This is a genomic window from Pseudomonas sp. DVZ6 (genome assembly GCF_024259445.1).
GTDB lineage: Bacteria > Pseudomonadota > Gammaproteobacteria > Pseudomonadales > Pseudomonadaceae > Aquipseudomonas > Aquipseudomonas peradeniyensis.
Map to the genome: position 1 here is coordinate 163,065 of NZ_JANCLM010000003.1, position 18,672 is coordinate 181,736.

The 18,672-nt window shown below is 63.8% G+C and carries 19 protein-coding genes; all 19 read right to left on the reverse strand.

The genetic code is table 11. The annotated features are described in order from the left end of the window. The 19 genes from NMG10_RS03110 to fliN all read right to left on the reverse strand — a co-directional run bounded on the left by NMG10_RS03110 (position 1) and on the right by fliN (position 18,633). Positions 1-480: a chemotaxis protein CheW gene (locus tag NMG10_RS03110; RefSeq protein ID WP_003254393.1), complete on the reverse strand. Its 480-nt coding sequence runs from the start codon at positions 478-480 to the stop codon at positions 1-3. A gap of 67 nt (positions 481-547) precedes the next feature. After that, positions 548-1,468 carry a CheW domain-containing protein gene (locus NMG10_RS03115; protein ID WP_232856540.1) on the reverse strand — a complete coding sequence of 307 codons (921 nt, stop codon included), beginning with the start codon at positions 1,466-1,468 and terminating at the stop codon, positions 548-550. Continuing rightward, positions 1,468-2,256 (reverse strand): ParA family protein, encoded by a 789-nt coding sequence (locus NMG10_RS03120; protein WP_203651672.1) that lies wholly within the window; start codon positions 2,254-2,256, stop codon positions 1,468-1,470. The genes NMG10_RS03115 and NMG10_RS03120 overlap by 1 nt, the downstream gene beginning before the upstream one ends. Positions 2,257-2,334: 78 nt before the next feature. After that, a complete protein-coding gene (motD, locus tag NMG10_RS03125) occupies positions 2,335-3,192 on the reverse strand; it encodes a flagellar motor protein MotD (protein WP_203651670.1) in 858 nt (285 codons plus the stop codon). A 3-nt stretch (positions 3,193-3,195) separates the two neighbouring features. Continuing rightward, the gene (locus NMG10_RS03130) at positions 3,196-3,936 is read right to left on the reverse strand and encodes a flagellar motor protein (protein WP_186735477.1); all 741 of its coding nucleotides are present in this window, start codon (positions 3,934-3,936) and stop codon (positions 3,196-3,198) included. Further along, positions 3,936-5,060 carry a chemotaxis response regulator protein-glutamate methylesterase gene (locus NMG10_RS03135; RefSeq protein ID WP_203651668.1) on the reverse strand — a complete coding sequence of 375 codons (1,125 nt, stop codon included), beginning with the start codon at positions 5,058-5,060 and terminating at the stop codon, positions 3,936-3,938. Before NMG10_RS03135 ends, NMG10_RS03130 begins: the two co-directional genes overlap by 1 nt. Positions 5,061-5,105: 45 nt before the next feature. Continuing rightward, on the reverse strand, positions 5,106-7,331 hold the full coding sequence (locus NMG10_RS03140) for a chemotaxis protein CheA (protein WP_203651666.1): 2,226 nt from the start codon (positions 7,329-7,331) through the stop codon (positions 5,106-5,108). Positions 7,332-7,343: 12 nt separating this feature from the next. After that, positions 7,344-8,132, reverse strand: a complete 789-nt coding sequence (locus NMG10_RS03145; protein WP_203651664.1) for a protein phosphatase CheZ — start codon at positions 8,130-8,132, stop codon at positions 7,344-7,346. A 19-nt stretch (positions 8,133-8,151) separates the two neighbouring features. Beyond that, positions 8,152-8,526, reverse strand: coding sequence for a chemotaxis response regulator CheY (locus NMG10_RS03150; RefSeq protein ID WP_023630863.1), 375 nt, complete (start codon positions 8,524-8,526; stop codon positions 8,152-8,154). A 104-nt stretch (positions 8,527-8,630) separates the two neighbouring features. After that, on the reverse strand, positions 8,631-9,371 hold the full coding sequence (fliA, locus tag NMG10_RS03155; RefSeq protein ID WP_050706656.1) for an RNA polymerase sigma factor FliA: 741 nt from the start codon (positions 9,369-9,371) through the stop codon (positions 8,631-8,633). Then, positions 9,368-10,201, reverse strand: a complete 834-nt coding sequence (fleN, locus tag NMG10_RS03160; RefSeq protein WP_016393812.1) for a flagellar synthesis regulator FleN — start codon at positions 10,199-10,201, stop codon at positions 9,368-9,370. The genes fliA and fleN overlap by 4 nt, the downstream gene beginning before the upstream one ends. 114 nt (positions 10,202-10,315) lie before the next feature. Further along, a complete protein-coding gene (gene flhF, locus NMG10_RS03165) occupies positions 10,316-11,629 on the reverse strand; it encodes a flagellar biosynthesis protein FlhF (protein ID WP_050706657.1) in 1,314 nt (437 codons plus the stop codon). Between the two features lie 11 nt (positions 11,630-11,640). Continuing rightward, positions 11,641-13,770 (reverse strand): flagellar biosynthesis protein FlhA, encoded by a 2,130-nt coding sequence (flhA, locus tag NMG10_RS03170; protein ID WP_232856538.1) that lies wholly within the window; start codon positions 13,768-13,770, stop codon positions 11,641-11,643. 976 nt (positions 13,771-14,746) lie between these two features. Further along, a complete protein-coding gene (gene flhB / locus NMG10_RS03175) occupies positions 14,747-15,889 on the reverse strand; it encodes a flagellar biosynthesis protein FlhB (protein WP_254463827.1) in 1,143 nt (380 codons plus the stop codon). Positions 15,890-15,891: 2 nt separating this feature from the next. After that, positions 15,892-16,668: a flagellar biosynthetic protein FliR gene (gene fliR, locus NMG10_RS03180; protein ID WP_198742974.1), complete on the reverse strand. Its 777-nt coding sequence runs from the start codon at positions 16,666-16,668 to the stop codon at positions 15,892-15,894. Between the two features lie 7 nt (positions 16,669-16,675). Then, positions 16,676-16,945, reverse strand: a complete 270-nt coding sequence (fliQ, locus tag NMG10_RS03185) for a flagellar biosynthesis protein FliQ (RefSeq protein ID WP_050706662.1) — start codon at positions 16,943-16,945, stop codon at positions 16,676-16,678. A 21-nt stretch (positions 16,946-16,966) separates the two neighbouring features. Next, on the reverse strand, positions 16,967-17,722 hold the full coding sequence (fliP, locus tag NMG10_RS03190) for a flagellar type III secretion system pore protein FliP (protein WP_186714830.1): 756 nt from the start codon (positions 17,720-17,722) through the stop codon (positions 16,967-16,969). Beyond that, complete coding sequence (gene fliO, locus NMG10_RS03195; RefSeq protein ID WP_203651658.1) at positions 17,722-18,168, reverse strand: flagellar biosynthetic protein FliO; 447 nt, start codon at positions 18,166-18,168, stop codon at positions 17,722-17,724. The genes fliP and fliO overlap by 1 nt, the downstream gene beginning before the upstream one ends. Further along, a complete protein-coding gene (gene fliN / locus NMG10_RS03200) occupies positions 18,169-18,633 on the reverse strand; it encodes a flagellar motor switch protein FliN (protein ID WP_050706705.1) in 465 nt (154 codons plus the stop codon). Positions 18,634-18,672 lie beyond the last annotated feature (39 nt).

An 18,672-nucleotide genomic window follows, 5' to 3' on the forward strand; every position in this document is an offset into this window, starting at 1 on the left:
TCAGATGTTCTCCAGCTCGGACCACTCTTCCTCGGTCATCATCTTGTCCAGCTCGACCAGGATCAACAGTTCGCCGTTCTTGTTGCAGACGCCCTGGATGAACTTGGCCGACTCTTCGTTGCCGACGTTCGGTGCGGTCTCGATCTCCGACTGACGCAGGTAGACCACTTCGGCGACGCTATCGACCAGGATACCGACCACCTGCTTGTCCGCCTCGATGATGACGATGCGGGTGTTGTCGGTGACTTCGGTCGGCATCAGGCCGAAGCGCTGGCGGGTGTCGATCACCGTCACCACGTTGCCGCGCAGGTTGATGATGCCCAGCACGTAGCTGGGTGCGCCCGGAACCGGAGCGATCTCGGTGTAGCGCAGGACTTCCTGCACCTGCATGACGTTGATGCCGTAGGACTCGTTGTCCAGACGGAAGGTTACCCACTGCAGGATCGGATCTTCGGAACCTTGTGCAGACGACTTTTTCATTCCCCTAGCCCTCAAAATCCGCCATCGGCGGTGTGCTCTGTGTTGCCGCGGCAGTAGCGGCGTTGATTCAGTTGTGTTTGGTGTTCATCTGCTTGACCGCGCCACTGGCGATCAGCTCGGCCAGTTCGGCGACATCGAGCAGCGCGCACATGTGTTCGATCACCGTGCCGGCCAGCCACGGGCGTTGACCACGCTGGCTGCGCCACTTGATCTCGTTCGGGTCCAGGCGCAGCGAGCGGCTGACCTGGTGCACGGCCAACCCCCACTCGTAGCCCTGGACCGAAATCACGTACTGCAGACCCTGGCGGAAGTCGTCGCGGTAGCGATCCGGCATCACCCAGCGCGCCGTGTCGAGCACCTTGAGGTTGCCCGCCTGGCAGCTGAGGATGCCGAGGAACCAGTCCGGCTGGCCGAACAATGGTGTCAGCTCCTGGCCGGCCAGGGTGTAGATCGAGCCCAAGCACACCAGCGGTACCGCCAGGGTCAGCCCGGCGACATCGAACAGCAGGCACTCGAACGGTTCGGCGGCCCAATCCGGACGGCCATCGACGCTGGCCGGCGGTGTAGGCGCGGCGGGTGCCACCGTCACATTGAGCTCCACCAGCGGCGCCACGGGCTCGATGGCCTGGGTTTCACTCAGGACCGGGATGCTGGCTTCAGCCACCACCTCGGTCTCGACCACGGCGACCACCGGTTCCACCACCGGCGCGGCAGGCGGCAGCACGGTCGGCAGGACCTTCGCCTGCGGCTCGGCAAAGGGCCGCGCCGCAGGCAGGGCCGGGGCCACCTGACGCTGGGCGTCACGAGCCTGTTCCTCGCGGACCGCGGCTTCGAAGTCATCGCCGGGGGCCTGCTCGACAGGCTCCTCGACAGGTGCCTCCAGCTCCGCCGGCAGCTCGAACGACTCGGTGGCCTCCTGCAACAGCCCATCGAGATAGGACTGCAAGGCCATCTGTGGCTTGGTGGTGATGTGCCGTGCCTGGTTCATCACGCCACCTGCAATGCGGAACGGTAGGTGAGCATATGCTTGAGCAGCGCCCGGTAGGCCACCACGCCACGGCTCTTGCCGTCGAACTGCGAAGGCGTGACGCCATTGCGGCTGGCGTCACGCAGGCGCGTGTCCACCGGAATGTAGCCCTGCCAGACCTGGTCGCCATAGGTGTCACGCAGCACCTTCAAGGTGCCCAGCGACGCCTGGGTGCGGCGGTCGAACAGGGTCGGCACGATCTGGTAGGGCAGCGCCTGCTTGCGCGAACGGTTGATCATGCCCAGGGTGCTGACCATGCGTTCCAGGCCCTTGACCGCAAGGAACTCGGTCTGCACCGGGATCACCAACTGCTGGCTGGCGGCCAGGGCGTTGACCATCAGCACGCCCAGCAACGGCGGGCTGTCGATCAGGGCGAAGTCGAAATCCTGCCACAGCTGCGCCAGACTCTTGGCGATCACCAGGCCCAGGCCACTCTGCCCCGGCGACTGGCGCTCCAGCACCGCCAGTGCGGTGCTTGACGGCAGAAGCGAAATACGTTCGTCGCTGGTCGGCAGCAGCAATTGGCCCGGCAGGCCCTCGGGCACCGTGCCCTTGTGCAGGAACAGGTCGTAGCAACTGTGCTCGAGCGCATCGGGGTTGTGCCCGAAGTAGCTGGTCATCGAGCCGTGCGGGTCGAGGTCGACCACGACCACGCGCTTGCCCGCCTCGGCCAGCAGGCCGGCCAGGGCGATGGTGGTGGTGGTCTTGCCGACACCACCTTTTTGATTGGCTACTGCCCAGACTCTCATCGTGCGTTGCTTCCTCCCGGTATGGCCGCCTGCCCTGCCGGGAACGGTGTGAAATTCAGTGACGGGGATTTGACGAAATCAGCCCCCGGTCGACGGCGCTGGCGAGGCTGGTGCACTTTGTGTGCCAGCCCGACGCATCGCCGCATCCGGGGTGGCATTGGCGCTGCCGCTGCCAGTCAGGCTGCGGCGCACCTCCAGGTTGCGCGAGATCACCAGCACCACCCGGCGGTTGCGCGCACGGCCTTCGGCGGTGTCGTTGCCAGCCACCGGCTGGTACTCGCCATACCCCACCGAGGCCATGCGCCCCGGGCTGACCCCTTCCATGGCCAGCAGCCGGACAATGCTCGCCGCCCGCGCCGACGACAGCTCCCAGTTGGTCGGGTACTGGGCGGTGCGGATCGGCAGGTTGTCGGTGAAGCCCTCGACGTGCACCGGGTTGGCGAACGGCCTGAGGATCTTCGCCACCTTCTCGATGATCTCGAAGGCAACATCGCTGGGCATGGCGTCAGCGCTGGCGAACAGCAGCGAGGAGTTGAGCTCGATCTCCACCCACAGTTCGTTGCCGCGCACGGTCATCTGGTTGGACTTGATCAGGTCGCCAAAGGCGTCGCGGACATCGTCGGTGATGGTCTTGAGCGGGTCGGCGCTGGTCTGGGCCAGGCCCGCATCGGTCTGCTCGCTGTCCTTGATCAGCGGCTCGGCGGGCTTGACGCTCAACGGCCGCTCGTCACCGATGGGGATCGGCTTCATGCTGCGCTCGGGGTCGTTGAATACCCCGATCAGTGCCTGGGAAATCTGCTTGTACTTGCCCTCGTTGATCGACGAGATCGAGTACATGACCACGAAGAAGGCGAACAGCAGGGTGATGAAGTCGGCATACGAGACCAGCCAGCGTTCGTGGTTCTCGTGCTCTTCGATCTTGCGACGACGGGCCATGGCTTACTCCATGAAGCCTTGCAGCTTCAGCTCGATCGAGCGCGGGTTCTCGCCTTCGGCGATCGACAGCAGGCCCTCGAGCAGCATCTCGCGGTAACGCGACTGGCGCAGGGTGATGGCCTTGAGCTTGTTGGCGACCGGCAGCAGGATCAGGTTGGCGCTGGCCACGCCGTAGATGGTGGCGACGAAGGCCACGGCAATGCCGTTGCCCAGCTGCGACGGGTCGGCCAGGTTGCCCATCACGTGGATCAGGCCCATCACCGCACCGATGATGCCGATGGTCGGCGCGTAGCCGCCCATGCTCTCGAACACCTTGGCGGCCTGTATGTCGCGGGCCTCCTGGGTCAGGAAGTCGACTTCAAGGATGCTGCGGATAGCCTCGGGCTCGGCGCCGTCGACCAACAGCTGCAGGCCTTTGCGTGCATAGGGATCGGGCTCGGCGTCGGCCACGCCCTCCAGCCCCAGCAGGCCTTCCTTGCGTGCGGTCAGGCTCCAGTTCACCACCCGGTCGATACCACCGGGCAGGTCCACCCGCGGCGGGAAGAAGATCCAGCGCACGATCTGCAGCGCGCGCTTGAACGACGACAGCGGCGACTGCAGCAACGCCGCTGCCAGGGTACCGCCCAGCACGATCAATGCCGCCGGGCCGTTGATCAGCGCACCGACGTGGCCACCCTCGAGGAAGTTGCCGCCGACAATGGCGACAAAGGCGAGGATCAGGCCGATAAGGCTCAACACATCCATCAGACGCAGGCCTCGACCAGGTGCTTGCCGATCTCGTCCAGGCTGTACACGGCATCGGCCAGATTGGCCTTGACGATGGCCATGGGCATGCCATAGATCACGCAGCTGGCTTCATCCTGTGCCCACACGGTGCTGCCGCCCTGCTTGAGCAGGCGCGCGCCTTCGCGACCGTCGGCGCCCATGCCGGTGAGCACCACCGAGAGCACCTTGTCGCCATAGGACTTGGCGGCGGAGCCGAAGGTGATGTCGACGCAAGGTTTGTAGTTCAGGCGCTCGTCACCCGGCAGGATCTTCACCGTGCCACGACCGTCGACCATCATCTGCTTGCCACCCGGGGCCAGCAGTGCCAGGCCCGGACGCAGCACGTCACCGTCCTCGGCTTCCTTGACGCTGATCTTGCACAGCTTGTCCAGGCGCTCGGCGAAGGCCTTGGTGAACGCCGCCGGCATGTGCTGGATCAGCACGATCGGCGCCGGGAATCCGGCGGGCAGCTGGGTCAGCACCCGCTGCAGCGCCACCGGACCACCGGTGGAGGTGCCGATGGCGACCAGCTTGTACGGCTTGCGCTTGGGCGCCGGCGAATGCGCGGTGGCCGGTGCCGCGGTACGCACCGGGGCGGTCGTGCGCGCAGGTGCGGTGCTGGCGAAGCTGCTGGCCGGCGCATGACTGCTGGCTGGAGCTGGCGCGGCAGTCGGCGCCGGGCTGGAATAGGCGCTGAAACGGCGATTGCTGCGCGAGATGGTGTGGACCTTCTCGCAGAGCATCTGCTTGACCTTTTCCGGGTTGCGCGAGATGTCCTCGAAGTTCTTCGGCAGGTAGTCGACCGCGCCGGCGTCCAGGGCGTCGAGGGTGACGCGGGCGCCTTCGTGGGTCAGCGAGGAGAACATCAACACCGGCGTCGGGCAGCGCTGCATGATGTGCCGCACCGCGGTGATGCCGTCCATCATGGGCATTTCATAGTCCATGGTAATGACATCGGGCTTGAGCGCCAGCGCCTGGTCGATCGCTTCCTTGCCGTTGGTCGCGGTACCCACGACCTGGATCGTCGGGTCCGCCGAGAGAATTTCCGAGACACGGCGGCGGAAGAAACCGGAATCATCCACCACCAGGACCTTGACTGCCATAAACACTCCATTAGGCGGCGCACCCGCCAGGGCGCGCCACCGAAATCAAATACGCCGGGCGGCGTAACGCTTGAGCATGCTCGGGACGTCGAGGATCAGCGCGATCCGGCCGTCACCGGTGATGGTCGCGCCGGACATGCCCGGGGTGCCCTGCAGCATCTTGCCCAGAGGCTTGATCACCACCTCTTCCTGGCCGACCAGCTGGTCGACGACGAAGCCGATGCGCTGGGTGCCGACCGACAGGATCACCACATGGCCTTCGTGCTGCTCCTCGTGCTCGTGGTCCTGGACCAGCCAGCGCTTGAGGTAGAACAGCGGCAGCGCCTTGTCGCGCACGATCACCACTTCCTGGCCGTCGACCACGTTGGTGCGCGACAGGTCGAGGTGGAAGATCTCGTTGACGTTGACCAGCGGGAAGGCGAACGCCTGGTTGCCCAGCATCACCATCAGGGTCGGCATGATCGCCAGGGTCAGCGGCACCTTGATGACGATCTTCGAGCCCTGGCCCTTGGCCGAAAAGATGTTGATCGAGCCGTTGAGCTGGGAAATCTTGGTCTTCACCACGTCCATGCCGACGCCACGGCCGGATACATCGGAGATCTCGGTCTTGGTCGAGAAGCCCGGGGCGAAGATCAGGTTGTAGCAGTCCGACTCGCTCAGGCGATCGGCCGCGTCCTTGTCCATCAGGCCCTTCTCCACGGCCTTGGCGCGCAGGATGCTCGGGTCCATGCCCTTGCCGTCGTCGGAGATCGACAGCAGGATGTGGTCGCCCTCCTGCTCGGCGGACAGCACCACCCGGCCCATGCGCGACTTGCCAGAGGCCTCGCGCTCATCGGGCATCTCGACGCCATGGTCGACGGCGTTGCGCACCAAGTGCACCAACGGGTCGGCCAGGGCCTCGACCAGGTTCTTGTCGAGGTCGGTCTCTTCACCGACCAGCTCGAGGTTGATCTCTTTCTTGAGCTGGCGGGCCAGGTCGCGGACCAGGCGCGGGAAGCGGCCGAAGACTTTCTTGATCGGCTGCATGCGGGTCTTCATGACCGCGGTCTGCAGGTCGGCGGTGACCACGTCGAGGTTGGACACGGCCTTGGACATGGCCTCGTCGCCGCTGTTGAGCCCCAGGCGCACCAGTCGGTTACGCACCAGCACCAGTTCGCCGACCATGTTCATGATCTCGTCCAGGCGCGCGGTATCGACCCGCACGGTGGTTTCCGCCTCGCTGGCGCCGTGCTTCTCGGCGGCAGGCGCCGGAGCGCGGGCCGGTGCGGCAGGCTTGGCGGCGGCAGCCGGAGCTGCGGCGGGCGCGGCGGCCGGTGCCGGCTTGGCAACTGGTTTGACCTCGGCCTTGGCCGCGACAGGTGCGGCAACGGCAGCGGCAGGCGCTTCGGCGGTGACTGCGTCACCGGAGAACTTGCCCTTGCCGTGCAACTGGTCGAGCAGCGCCTCGAATTCGTGTTCGCTGATGCTCTCGTCGCCCGCAGCGGATGCGGCGCTGGCCGCTGGCGCGGCGGCGCCTGGCAGTGCGTCGACGGCGAAGGTGCCTTTGCCGTGCAACTGGTCGAGCAGCGATTCGAACTCGTCGTCGGTGATCTCATCGCTGGCCGGGGCGGCTGCCGCAGGCGCGCTGACGGCGGCATCGGCCGAGAACTGGCCCTTGCCGTGCAGCTGGTCGAGCAGCGACTCGAACTCGGCGTCGGTGATCTCGTCACCGCCGCCGCTGATTTCTTCACCCTGCAGTTGCTCATGAGCCTGAGCTTCGGCCTTGACCGCATCGAGCGAGTCGAGCAGCTGCTCGAACTCGGTATCGGTGATGTCGGGCTCGGCAGCCGCAGCTTCAACCACGGGCGCGGCTTCGACCACCGGGGCCGGCGCTTCGGCGCCACCGGGCTCGGCCAGGCGCGACAGCGCCGCCAGCAGCTCCGGCGTGGCCGGCGTGACATCGGTACGTTCGCGCACCTGGCCGAACATGCTGTTGACCGTGTCGAGGGCCTCGAGCACCACGTCCATCAGTTCCGCGTCAACCCGGCGCTCACCTTTGCGCAGGATGTCGAACACGTTCTCGGCAATGTGGCAGCACTCCACCAACTCATTGAGCTGAAGGAAGCCGGCGCCCCCTTTTACAGTGTGGAAACCGCGGAAAATCGCGTTGAGCAGGTCCGCATCATCGGGCCGGCTTTCCAGCTCGACCAATTGCTCGGACAGTTGCTCGAGGATTTCGCCGGCTTCTACCAGGAAATCCTGAAGGATTTCTTCATCGGCGCCGAAGCTCATTAAACGTGCTCCTTAAAAACCCAGGCTGGACAACAGATCGTCGACATCGTCCTGGCTGGACACGACGTCTTCACGCTTATCGGCATGAATCTGCGGACCTTCACCCCGAGTCGGATGTTTTTCTTGATCTTTTTCAGCGCGCAGCTGCTGGTGGTCATGTTCGATCCCGGCAAAGCGGTCGACCTGGCTTGCCATCAGCACGAGCTTGAGCAGATTGCTTTCGACTTCGGTGACCAGCGCGGTCACCCGTTTGATCACCTGGCCGGTGAGATCCTGATAATCCTGGGCCAGGACGATATCGTTGAGATGGCCGGCGACCTTCTGGTTACCTTCGGCGCTGTGCGCCAGGAAACTGTCCACACGCTTGACCAGCTCACGGAATTCCGGCGCTGCCACCTCGCGGCGCATGAAGCGCTGCCAGTCGGCGGACAGGCTCTGGGCCTCGGCGGCGAGGTCGTTGAGCACCGGGGTGCACGCCTCCGCCAGGTCCATGGTGCGGTTGGCCGCACCTTCGGTGAGGCGAACCACGTAGGAGAGGCGTTCGGCGGCGTCGGTAATCTGCGACACTTCCTCGGCCTGCGGCATGGACGGGTCGATCTGGAAGTTGACGATTGCACTGTGCAGTTCACGGGTGAGCTTGCCGACCTCCTGGTACAGCCCGCGGTCGCGGGTCTGGTTCAGTTGGTGGATCAGCTGCACCGCATCACCGAACCGGCCGCGCTCGAGGCTCTCGACCAGCTCCTGGGCATGCTTCTTCAGGGTTGATTCAAACTCACCCAAAGAGTTGTTGGTTGACTCCATTGCGCCCCCCAGACGTGACTCAGCCGTTGACGCGTTCGAAGATCTTCTCGATCTTTTCTTTCAGCGCCAGGGCGGTGAAAGGCTTGACCACATAGCCGTTTACGCCGGCCTGGGCAGCTTCGATGATCTGCTCGCGCTTGGCTTCGGCGGTGACCATCAACACCGGCAGGTGCTTGAGGCGCTCGTCGGCACGGACCGCGCGCAGCAGGTCGATACCGGTCATGCCCGGCATGTTCCAGTCGGTTACCAGGAAGTCAAAGTGCTCACTGGTGAGCATCGGCAGTGCCGTGTTGCCGTCATCGGCTTCCTTGACGTTGGTGAAACCCAGATCACGCAACAGGTTTTTGATGATCCGCCGCATCGTCGAGAAGTCGTCAACGATGAGGATTTTCATGTCTTTGTTCAATTAGACCTCCAAGCAGTCTTAAACGCGCTCGGCGCCGAGCGCGCACTCAATCAATTCGGCACCACAAAAAAACGACTGCATCGAACCTTGACTCAACGCGCCCGCCATTCACCCAGGCGACTGCGCAGACGTGCCGCGCACTGGCTGTGCAACTGGCTGACACGCGATTCGCTGACCCCCAGCACCTCACCAATTTCCTTGAGGTTCAGCTCTTCGTCGTAGTACAGCGCCAGCACCAGGCGCTCGCGTTCCGGCAGGTTGGCGATCGCCTCGGCCAATGCGGCCTGGAAGCGCTCGTCCTCCAGGTCCCGCGCCGGCTCCAGCTGGTTGCTGGCGCCATCCTCGTGCAGCCCCTCGTGTTCGCCGTCCTGCAGCAGGTCGTCGAAACTGAACAGGCGACTGCCCAGGGTGTCGTTCAAAATCCCGTAGTAATCATCGAGACTCAATTGGAGTTCGGCAGCAACCTCGTGATCTTTAGCGTCGCGCCCCGTCTTTGCTTCAACGCAGCGAATCGCGTCGCTGACCATGCGCGTGTTGCGGTGCACCGAGCGTGGCGCCCAGTCACCCTTGCGCACCTCGTCGAGCATGGCGCCGCGGATGCGGATACCGGCATAGGTCTCGAAACTGGCGCCCTTGCTGGCATCGTATTTGTTGGCCACTTCCAGCAGGCCGATCATCCCGGCCTGGATCAGGTCCTCGACCTGGACGTTGGCTGGCAGGCGCGCCAGCAGGTGGTAGGCGATACGCTTGACCAGTGGCGCGTAGCGTTCGATCAGCTCGTACTGAGCGTCCTTGGCGGCCTTGCTGTACATCTTGAAACCACTCGCGTTCATAACACTGGCCCTGCACTGGTGGGCTGCACCAGGCGCTCGACGAAGAATTCCAGGTGCCCGCGCGGGTTGGCAGGCAACGGCCAGCTGTCGACCTTCTGCGCGATGGCCTTGAACGCCAGCGCGCACTTGGAGCGCGGGAAAGCCTCGTAGACCGCCCGCTGCTTCTGCACGGCCTTGCGCACACACTCGTCGTACGGCACGGCGCCGACGTATTGTAGGGCGACGTCGAGGAAGCGGTCGGTGACCTTGGTCAACTTGGCGAACAGGTTGCGCCCTTCCTGCGGGCTCTGGGCCATGTTGGCCAGCACGCGGAACCGATTCATCCCGTAGTCGCGGTTGAGCAGCTTGATCAGGGCGTAGGCGTCGGTGATCGAGGTGGGCTCGTCACACACCACCAGCAACACTTCCTGGGCCGCGCGGACAAAGCTGACCACCGAGTCACCAATACCCGCAGCGGTGTCGATCACCAGTACGTCGAGGTTGTCGCCGATCTCGCTGAAGGCCTGGATCAGGCCGGCGTGCTGGGCGGGCGCCAGGTGCACCATGCTCTGGGTGCCGGAAGCCGCCGGGACGATACGCACGCCGCCGGGGCCCTGCAGCAGCACATCGCGCAGCTCGCAGCGGCCTTCGATGACGTCGGCCAGGGTGCGCTTGGGCGTGAGCCCCAGCAGAACGTCGACATTGGCCAGGCCCAGGTCGGCGTCCAGCAACATGACCCGGCGACCGAGTTCGGCCAGCGCCAGGGACAGGTTCACTGAAACGTTAGTCTTGCCGACGCCACCTTTGCCACCGGTCACGGCGATCACCTGTACGGGATGCATGCTACCCATGTCTGTTCTTTACCTTGTCTCGCTTGGACCCAGGCCACATGAGGGGCTGAACGTTCAAGGCCACGGTCCGGCCGGGCAACCCCATGATGTAGGTACTTTGCACAGTATTCACCCTCAACCCGCACGCTTGCCAGGGTTGTGGTAGAGATCAGCGAACATGTCGGCCATGGCCTCGTCGCTGGGCTCGTCCTGCAACTGCACGCTGACCGCGCGACTCACCAGTTGGTGCTTGCGCGGCAGTTGCAGGTCGTCAGGAATGCGCGGCCCATCGGTCAGATAGGCCACCGGCAGTTCATGACTGATGGCAAGGCTCAGCACTTCGCCGAGGCATGCCGTTTCATCGAGCTTGGTCAGGATGCAACCGGCCAGGCCGCAGCGCTTGTAGCTGTGGTAGGCGGCGGTGAGCACCTGCTTCTGGCTGGTGGTTGCCAGCACCAGGTAATTCTTGGCGGCGATGCCGCGCCCGGCCAGGGTCTCGAGCTGCATGCGCAGCGCCGGGTCGCTGGCCTGCAGGCCGGCGGTGTCGATCAGCACCACGCGCTTGCGCAGCAGTGGTTCCAGCGCCTGGGCCAGCGACTCGCCCGGGTCGACATAGGTGACCGGCACGTTGAGGATGCGCCCCAGGGTCTTGAGCTGCTCCTGGGCGCCGATGCGGAAGCTGTCCATGCTGACCAGCGCCAGGTTGTTCGCGCCGTACTTGAGCACGTAGCGGGCGGCCAGCTTGGCCAGGGTGGTGGTCTTGCCCATGCCGGCCGGGCCGACCATGGCGATGACCCCGCCCTCCTCGATCGGTTCGATCTCGGGCACTTCGATCATCCGCGCCAGGTGTGCCAGGACCATGCGCCAGGCATGACGTGGGTCTTCGATTTCGGCAGTGAGGTCGAGCAACTCGCGGGCCAGGCCACCGGACAGGCCGAGGCGCTGCAGACGGCGCCAGAGGTTGGCCTGCTGTGGCTTGCTGCCCTGCAGCTGGCTCCAGGCGAGCGAACCGAGCTGGACTTCCAGCAGCTCGCGCAGGCCGGTCAGTTCGGAGCGCATGGCATCGAACAGACGCGGATCGACGGGGGCCGCTGCCGGCACAGCCGCGACCACCGGCTCATCGACATGCGGTTCGATCAACGGCTCGGACGCAGTCAGCGACTGGCCGGCAAACAATTGCCGGTTGCCGCCTTCGACGGCATCACCGCGCCCGGTCAATTCGGCCTGGGCGGTGACGATGCGCGACTGCGTCTTGCGCAACTCGTCCTCGAGCTCCGCATTGGGCACGCGTGGGGCCAGGGCGGACAGCTTGTAGTCCAGCGCGGCCGTCAGTTCGACACCGCCAGCGATGCGGCGGTTGCCGATGATGGCGGCGTCGGAGCCGAGCTCATCCCGGACCAGCTTCATGGCCTGACGCATATCGGCGGCGAAAAAACGCTTAACTTGCATAACCCACTACCTCAGCCGTTGGGGCCCACGGTGGCAACAATGGTGACTTGCTTGTTGTCAGGTATTTCCTGATACGCCAAAACATGCAAATTCGGTACAGCCAGGCGACCGAAGCGCGACAGCATGGCGCGGATCGGGCCGGCGACCAGGAGGATGGCCGGCTGGCCCTGCATTTCCTGACGCTGGGCCGCCTCGATCAGCGAACGCTGAAGCTTCTCGGCCATGCTCGGCTCAAGAAGAACACCATCTTCCTGACCCTGCCCGGCCCTTTGCAAACTATTGAGCAAGATCTGTTCCAACCTTGGCTCCAAGGTAATCACAGGCAGCTCGGACTCAACGCCGACAATGCTTTGCACGATGGCGCGGGACAAACCGACGCGCACCAGCGCCACCAGCGCGGCGGTATCTTGACTCTTCGCCGCGTTGTTGGCGATGGCTTCGGCAATGCTGCGGATGTCACGCACTGGTACCTGCTCGGCGAGCAGCGCCTGCAGGACCTTGAGCAGGCCCGACAAGGAAATGACACCCGGCACCACCTCCTCGGCCAGCTTCGGCGAGACCTTGGCCAGCACCTGCAGCAATTGCACCACCTCCTCGTGCCCGATCAGCTCGTGGCAGTGCTTCTGCAGGATCTGGTTGAGGTGGGTGGCGACCACGGTGCTGGCGTCCACCACCGTATAGCCCAACGATTGCGCCTGGGCGCGCTGGCCGACATCGATCCACACGGCTTCCAGGCCGAAGGCCGGATCGCGCGAGGCGATGCCGTTGACCGAGCCGAACACCTGGCCCGGGTTGATCGCCAGCTCCCGATCCGGGTAGATCTCGGCCTCGGCCAGGATCACCCCCATCAGCGTCAAGCGGTAGGCGCTGGGTTGCAGGTCGAGGTTGTCGCGAATGTGCACGGTCGGCATGAGGAAGCCCAGGTCCTGGGAGAGCTTCTTGCGCACGCCCTTGATCCGCGCCAGCAACTGGCCACCCTGGTTGCGGTCCACCAGCGGAATCAGGCGATAGCCGACCTCAAGGCCGATCATGTCGATGGGCGTGACGTCGTCCCAGCCCAGCTCCTTGGTGTCCATGGCGCGCTGCGGTGAAGGCAGCAGGTCCTGCTGACGCTGGACCTCCTGCTCAGCCACGAGCTTGGCCTTCTGCTGTTTCTTCCATACCAGGTAGGCGCCACCGCAAGCCAACCCGCCCAGGCCGAGGAAGGCGATGTGCGGCATGCCGGGCACCAGGCCCATGACAATCATCAACGCACCGGAGACCGCCAGGGCTTTGGGCGAATCGAACATCTGCCGATTGATCAGCTTGCCCATGTCCTCGGACCCCGAGGCGCGGGTAACCATGATCGCAGCGGCGGTGGACAGCAGCAGCGATGGCAATTGCGCCACCAATCCGTCACCAATGGTCAGCAGGGCGTAGACCTTGCCGGCGTCGCCGAAGGTCATGCCGTGCTGCAACATGCCGATCAGCATGCCGCCGATGAGGTTGATGAACAGGATCAGCAGGCCGGCGATGGCGTCACCGCGGACGAACTTGCTGGCACCGTCCATGGAGCCGTAGAACTCGGCCTCCTGGGCGACCTCGGCGCGGCGCGACTTGGCCTGGGCCTGGTCGATCAGGCCGGCGTTGAGGTCGGCGTCGATGGCCATCTGCTTGCCGGGCATGGCGTCGAGGGTGAAGCGCGCGCTCACCTCGGAGATACGCCCGGCGCCCTTGGTCACCACGACGAAGTTGATGATCATGAGGATGGCGAACACCACCGCACCGACGACGTAGTTGCCGCCGATCACCACTTCACCGAAGGCCTGGATCACCTTGCCCGCGGCGCCATGGCCCTCCTGGCCATGGAGCATGACCACGCGGGTGGAGGCGACGTTCAGCGCCAGGCGCAGCAGCGTTGCCACCAGCAGGATGGTGGGAAACGCGGCGAAGTCCAGGGGACGCAGGGCGTAGACGCAGACCAGCAGGACCACGATCGACAGGGCGATGTTGAAGGTGAAGAACACGTCGAGCAGGAACGGCGGGATCGGCAACATCATCATTGCCAGCATCACCAGCAGGAGCAGCGGCACGCCGAGGTTGCCCCGGCCGAGACCGGCCAGGTTGTTGCGGGCGTTGCTGATTAACTGAGTGCGATCCACCGCTATTCCTCTTCAAGCAAAACTTTGACGCCTGTGTGGCGGCTGGCGCTGCCTTTGCAAGAAGCTTTCAAACTTTTCTGGGGGTGGGGGTTTTCGGGGGTTCGGGGATTACTGTTTTGATTTTTTTATGCGCATTCATTGGCGATGGTGACGCATAGGCACCTTTTCGCCTTTACGGCGACCTACTTTTGCTCTTGGGCAAAAGTAGGCAAAAACCGCTGGCTCCATTCATCCGGCCCCTACGCTTCGCTCCGGGGTTCCCTCGCTCCGTTCTTGCTCCCGTGGGTACCGCGCTGTACGGCCCATCCTGGGCCGCAGCGCTCGACGGCCATCCATGGCCGTCGCCCCACTACGCAAGAACTCCGCTCGGCCTCCTGAAGTCGCAATTGGTGGCGCCTGAACTATCGCGCGTTTAGAATCAAGAGCAAGAGCAAGAGCAAGAGCAAGAGCAAGAAATTCGAAGTTGGTTATTTGACGGTTAATTATGTATTGGCTGTTCCGGCCCTTTCGCGGGGCAAGCCCGCTCCTACAGGGATCTATATAACGGCGACTATTGCGTGGGAGCGGGCTTGCCCCGCGATGTAATCGAGAGCTTAATTAAGCTTCAACTAGCGATAGCTGCGCCAGTCCAGGCGCCGCTCGTAACTTCGCGACTTCAGGAGGCCGAACGGAGGTCTTGCGGAGGGAGGTGACGGGCATGGATGCCCGTCAAGCGCTGGGGCCCAGGATGGGCCCTGCAGCGCGGCCCTCCCGGGAGCAAGGCCGGAGTGAGGGGACCCCGGAGCGAAGCGCAGGGGCCGGATGAATGGAGCGAGGATTTTTTGGTGACTTTTTGATCCTTCAAAAAGTTACCCGCCGTAAGGGCGGAAGGTGAATAAGCGTCGACATCACAAATGAATGCACATACAACTTTCAACACAACCACAACCACAACCACAACCACAACCAAACCAAACCAAACCAAACCAAACCAAACTCAACTATCCCGCCGCAAATCATCAGGAATCGGCAAATCCTCTTTCAAAGGCTCCGGCGCCTCCCCCTTGCCCGCCCGATACTGCCGAATCTGGAACACATAGGCCAACACCTGCGCCACCGCCAGGTACAACCCCGCCGGAATCTCCTGCTCCATCTCGGTAGAGTAATAGATCGCCCGCGCCAGGGCCGGCGACTCAAGTATCTGCACGTTATGCTCGACCCCGATCTCCCGCATCTTCAAGGCGACAAAATCGGTACCCTTGGCCACCAGCAGCGGCGCCGAGCCGCCCTTCTCGGGGTCGTACTGCAAGGCCACGGCATAGTGGGTCGGGTTGGTAATTATCACATCAGCATCCGGCACCGCCGCCATCATCCGGCGCTGCGACGCCTCGCGCTGCAGCTGGCGAATACGCTGCTTGACCTCAGGCTTGCCCTCGCTGTCCTTGTACTCGTCCTTCACTTCCTGCTTGGTCATCTTCATTTTCTTGTGGGTCTGCCACAGCTGGAACGGCACATCGGCCGCAGCGATGAGCAACAACCCAGCCGCCATCCACAACGCGCTCCAACCCACCACCTGAACCGAATGGATGATCGCCTGCTCGAGCGGTTCGTTGGCAATCGCCTGCAGTGCCTGACGATCCCCGGCCAACACCACCAGTGCCACGATCAGGATCACGAAGAATTTGGCCAGTGCCTTGAGCAGCTCGGTCAGCGCATTCATCGAAAACATGCGCTTGATCCCCGACAAAGGGTTCATGCGACTGAACTTGGGCTGCAGCAGGCTTCCGGAAAACAGGAAGCCGCCCAACGCGATCGGGCCGACGAACGCGATCACGAACAGCAGGATCAGCACCGGCTGCACCGCCCAGATGGCCATCTTGCCCGAGGCCAGCAGGAACGCCGCCATGCTCCCCTCGTCCACCACCACCTCGCGGGTAAGGCTGAAGTTCATGCGCATCAGCGCCATCAATTCTTCAGCCAGGTGCCCACCAAAGGCCAGCAGTCCCCCGGCGCCAGCCAGGGTCACCGCCACCGTGTTCAATTCCTTGGAGCGGGCGACCTCACCTTTTTCCCGCGCGTCGCGCTTGCGCTTGTCGGTGGGTTCCTCTGTCTTGTCCTGACCGCTTTCGCTTTCCGCCATGTTCAGCGCGCCCGTGCCAGCTCACGCAGCCACTGCAGCGCTTCGCTGGCCAGTGCCTGGTAGTGTGAAAGGATATCGGCCAGGCCGATCCAGAAGATCACCATGCCCAGCACCAGCGTAAGCGGGAAACCAATGGAGAAGATGTTCAACTGCGGGGCGGCGCGGGTCATCACGCCAAAGGCGATGTTGACCACCAGCAGCGAGGCGATAGCCGGCAGGATCAGCAACAACCCGGCCCCCAGCACCCAGCTCATGCGCCCGGCCATTTCCCAGAAATGATCGACCACCAGCGCGTGCCCCACCGGCAACGTGGTGAAGCTCTCGGTGAGTATCTCGAACGCGACCAGGTGGCCATTCATCAGCAGGAACAGCATGCTCACCAGCATGGTCATGAACTGACCGATAACCGCGACGTTGACGCCGTTGGCCGGATCGACCATGGAGGCGAAGGCCATGCCCATCTGCACCGCGACGATCTGCCCTGCGACCACGAAGGCCTGGAACAGCAACTGCAGGGAAAAACCGAACAATGCCCCGACAATCACCTGCTCGGCGCACAACAGCACGCCACGCAGGCTCAACGGGTCGATTTCAGGTAGCGGTGGCAGGGCCGGCACGATCACCACGGTGATGGCAACGGCAACGTACAGTCGTATCCGGGCCGACAGCATCTTGGTGCCGATGATCGGCATCGTCATCAGCAAGGCGGTCACCCGGAACAACGGCAGGATGAAAGTGGCGACCCAGGTGCCGATCTGCGTGTCGGTCAATTCCAGCATCGTGGCGTCAACCGACCAGCTGCGGAATGCTGGTGTAGAGGCCGATGAAGTACTCCATGAACTTCTGCGTCAGCCACGGACCGACGACGATCAGCGTGACCAGCATCACCAGCAGGCGCGGAAGAAAGCTCAGGGTCTGTTCGTTGATCTGCGTCGCCGCCTGGAACATGGCCACCACAAGGCCCACCAGCAGGCTCGGCACCACCAGGATGGCGACCATCATGGTGGTCATCCACAACGCTTCGCGAAACAGGTCGATGGCGACTTCAGGTGTCATGCGAGGCTCTCCTTGACGGCGTCAGACACCGCCGAAACTTCCGGCCAGGGTGCCCATGATCAGCGCCCAGCCATCGACCAGGACGAACAGCATGATCTTGAACGGCAGCGAGATGATCAACGGCGACAGCATCATCATACCCATGGCCATCAGCACGCTGGCGACCACCATGTCGATGATCAGGAACGGGATGAAGATCATGAAGCCGATCTGGAATGCAGTCTTGAGCTCGGAGGTGACGAACGCCGGCACCAGGATCGTCAGCGGCACCTGGTCGGGCCCGGCGATATCGGTGCGCTTGGACAGACGCATGAACAGGTCGAGATCGCTCTGCCGGGTCTGTGCCAGCATGAAGTCCTTCAACGGTACCTGGGCCTTGTCGATCGCTTGCTGGGCGGTCATCTGCTCGGCCAGGTAGGGCTGCAAGGCGTCCTTGTTCACCCGATCGAACACTGGCGCCATGATGAACATGGTCAGGAACAGCGCCATGCCGGTAAGCAACTGGTTCGAAGGAGTCTGCTGCAGACCCAGGGCCTGACGCAGGATCGAGAAAACGATGATAATGCGGGTGAAGCTGGTCATCAGGATGACGAACGCCGGGATAAAGCTCAGCGCCGTCATGATCAGCAGGATCTGCAGGCTGACCGAATACTCCTGCTGCCCGTCCGCCCCACTGGACAGGGTGATGGCCGGAATCGACAACGGATCGGCGGCCAGGGCCAGCGGCGCGGCCAGCAGCAGCGCCAGGGTCAACAGAAAGCGCACTGCGCCGCTCATCACTTCTTGTCCTTCTGGTCCTTGCCCATCAGCTCGAGCAGCCGCTGGGCGAATTCCGGCGTGGCCTGGCGCGCCGAGGCGGGCACATCCACGGGTTCGGCCAGCACGTGCAGGGCCTCGATGCTGCCGGGGGTATGGCCGATCAGGATCTGCTCCTTGCCAACCTGCACCAGCAGCAGCCGATCACGCGGACCGATGGCCCGGGTGCCGATGACCTCGATCACCTGGGCTCCCTGCTGTGCGCTGCCTTGCATGCGTCGCAGCAGCCAGGCCAGGAAGAAGATCAGCCCCACCACCAGCAGCAGGCCGATCACCGTTTGCGCCAGTTGCGCGCCCATTCCACCGGGCGTCGCCGTCGAGGCAGCAGCAGGCTCGGCGGCGGCGATCACCACCTCGCTGACCAGCAACGCACCGAAGGCTGTGACGCTCCGCAGCATGCCCTTCACTCAGCGCAGCTTCTTGATACGTTCGCTGGGGCTGATCACGTCAGTCAGGCGGATGCCGAACTTCTCGTTGACCACCACCACCTCGCCATGGGCGATCAGCGTGCCGTTGACCAGTACGTCCAGCGGCTCGCCGGCCAGGCGGTCGAGCTCGATCACCGAGCCCTGGTTGAGCTGCAGCAGGTTGCGGATGCTGATTTCGGTGCTGCCCACTTCCATGGAGATGCTCACCGGGATATCCAGGATCACGTCCAGGTTGGGGCCTTCGAGGCTGACATGCTCGTTGGGCTTGGGCGAGCTGGCGAACTCTTCCATTGGCAGGCGGCCGGCGCCGGCCGAAGCGGCGTCGGCTGCCAGCAGCGCGTCGATGTCGGACTGACCGGCATCACCGGTCTCTTCCAGGGCGGCAGCCCACTCATCGGCCAGGGCCTGTTCCTCGGGAGAGTTGATCTCGTTTTCGTTAGCCATGATTTCCTCGACAGGCATTCAATACGTTGGAGCGACCGG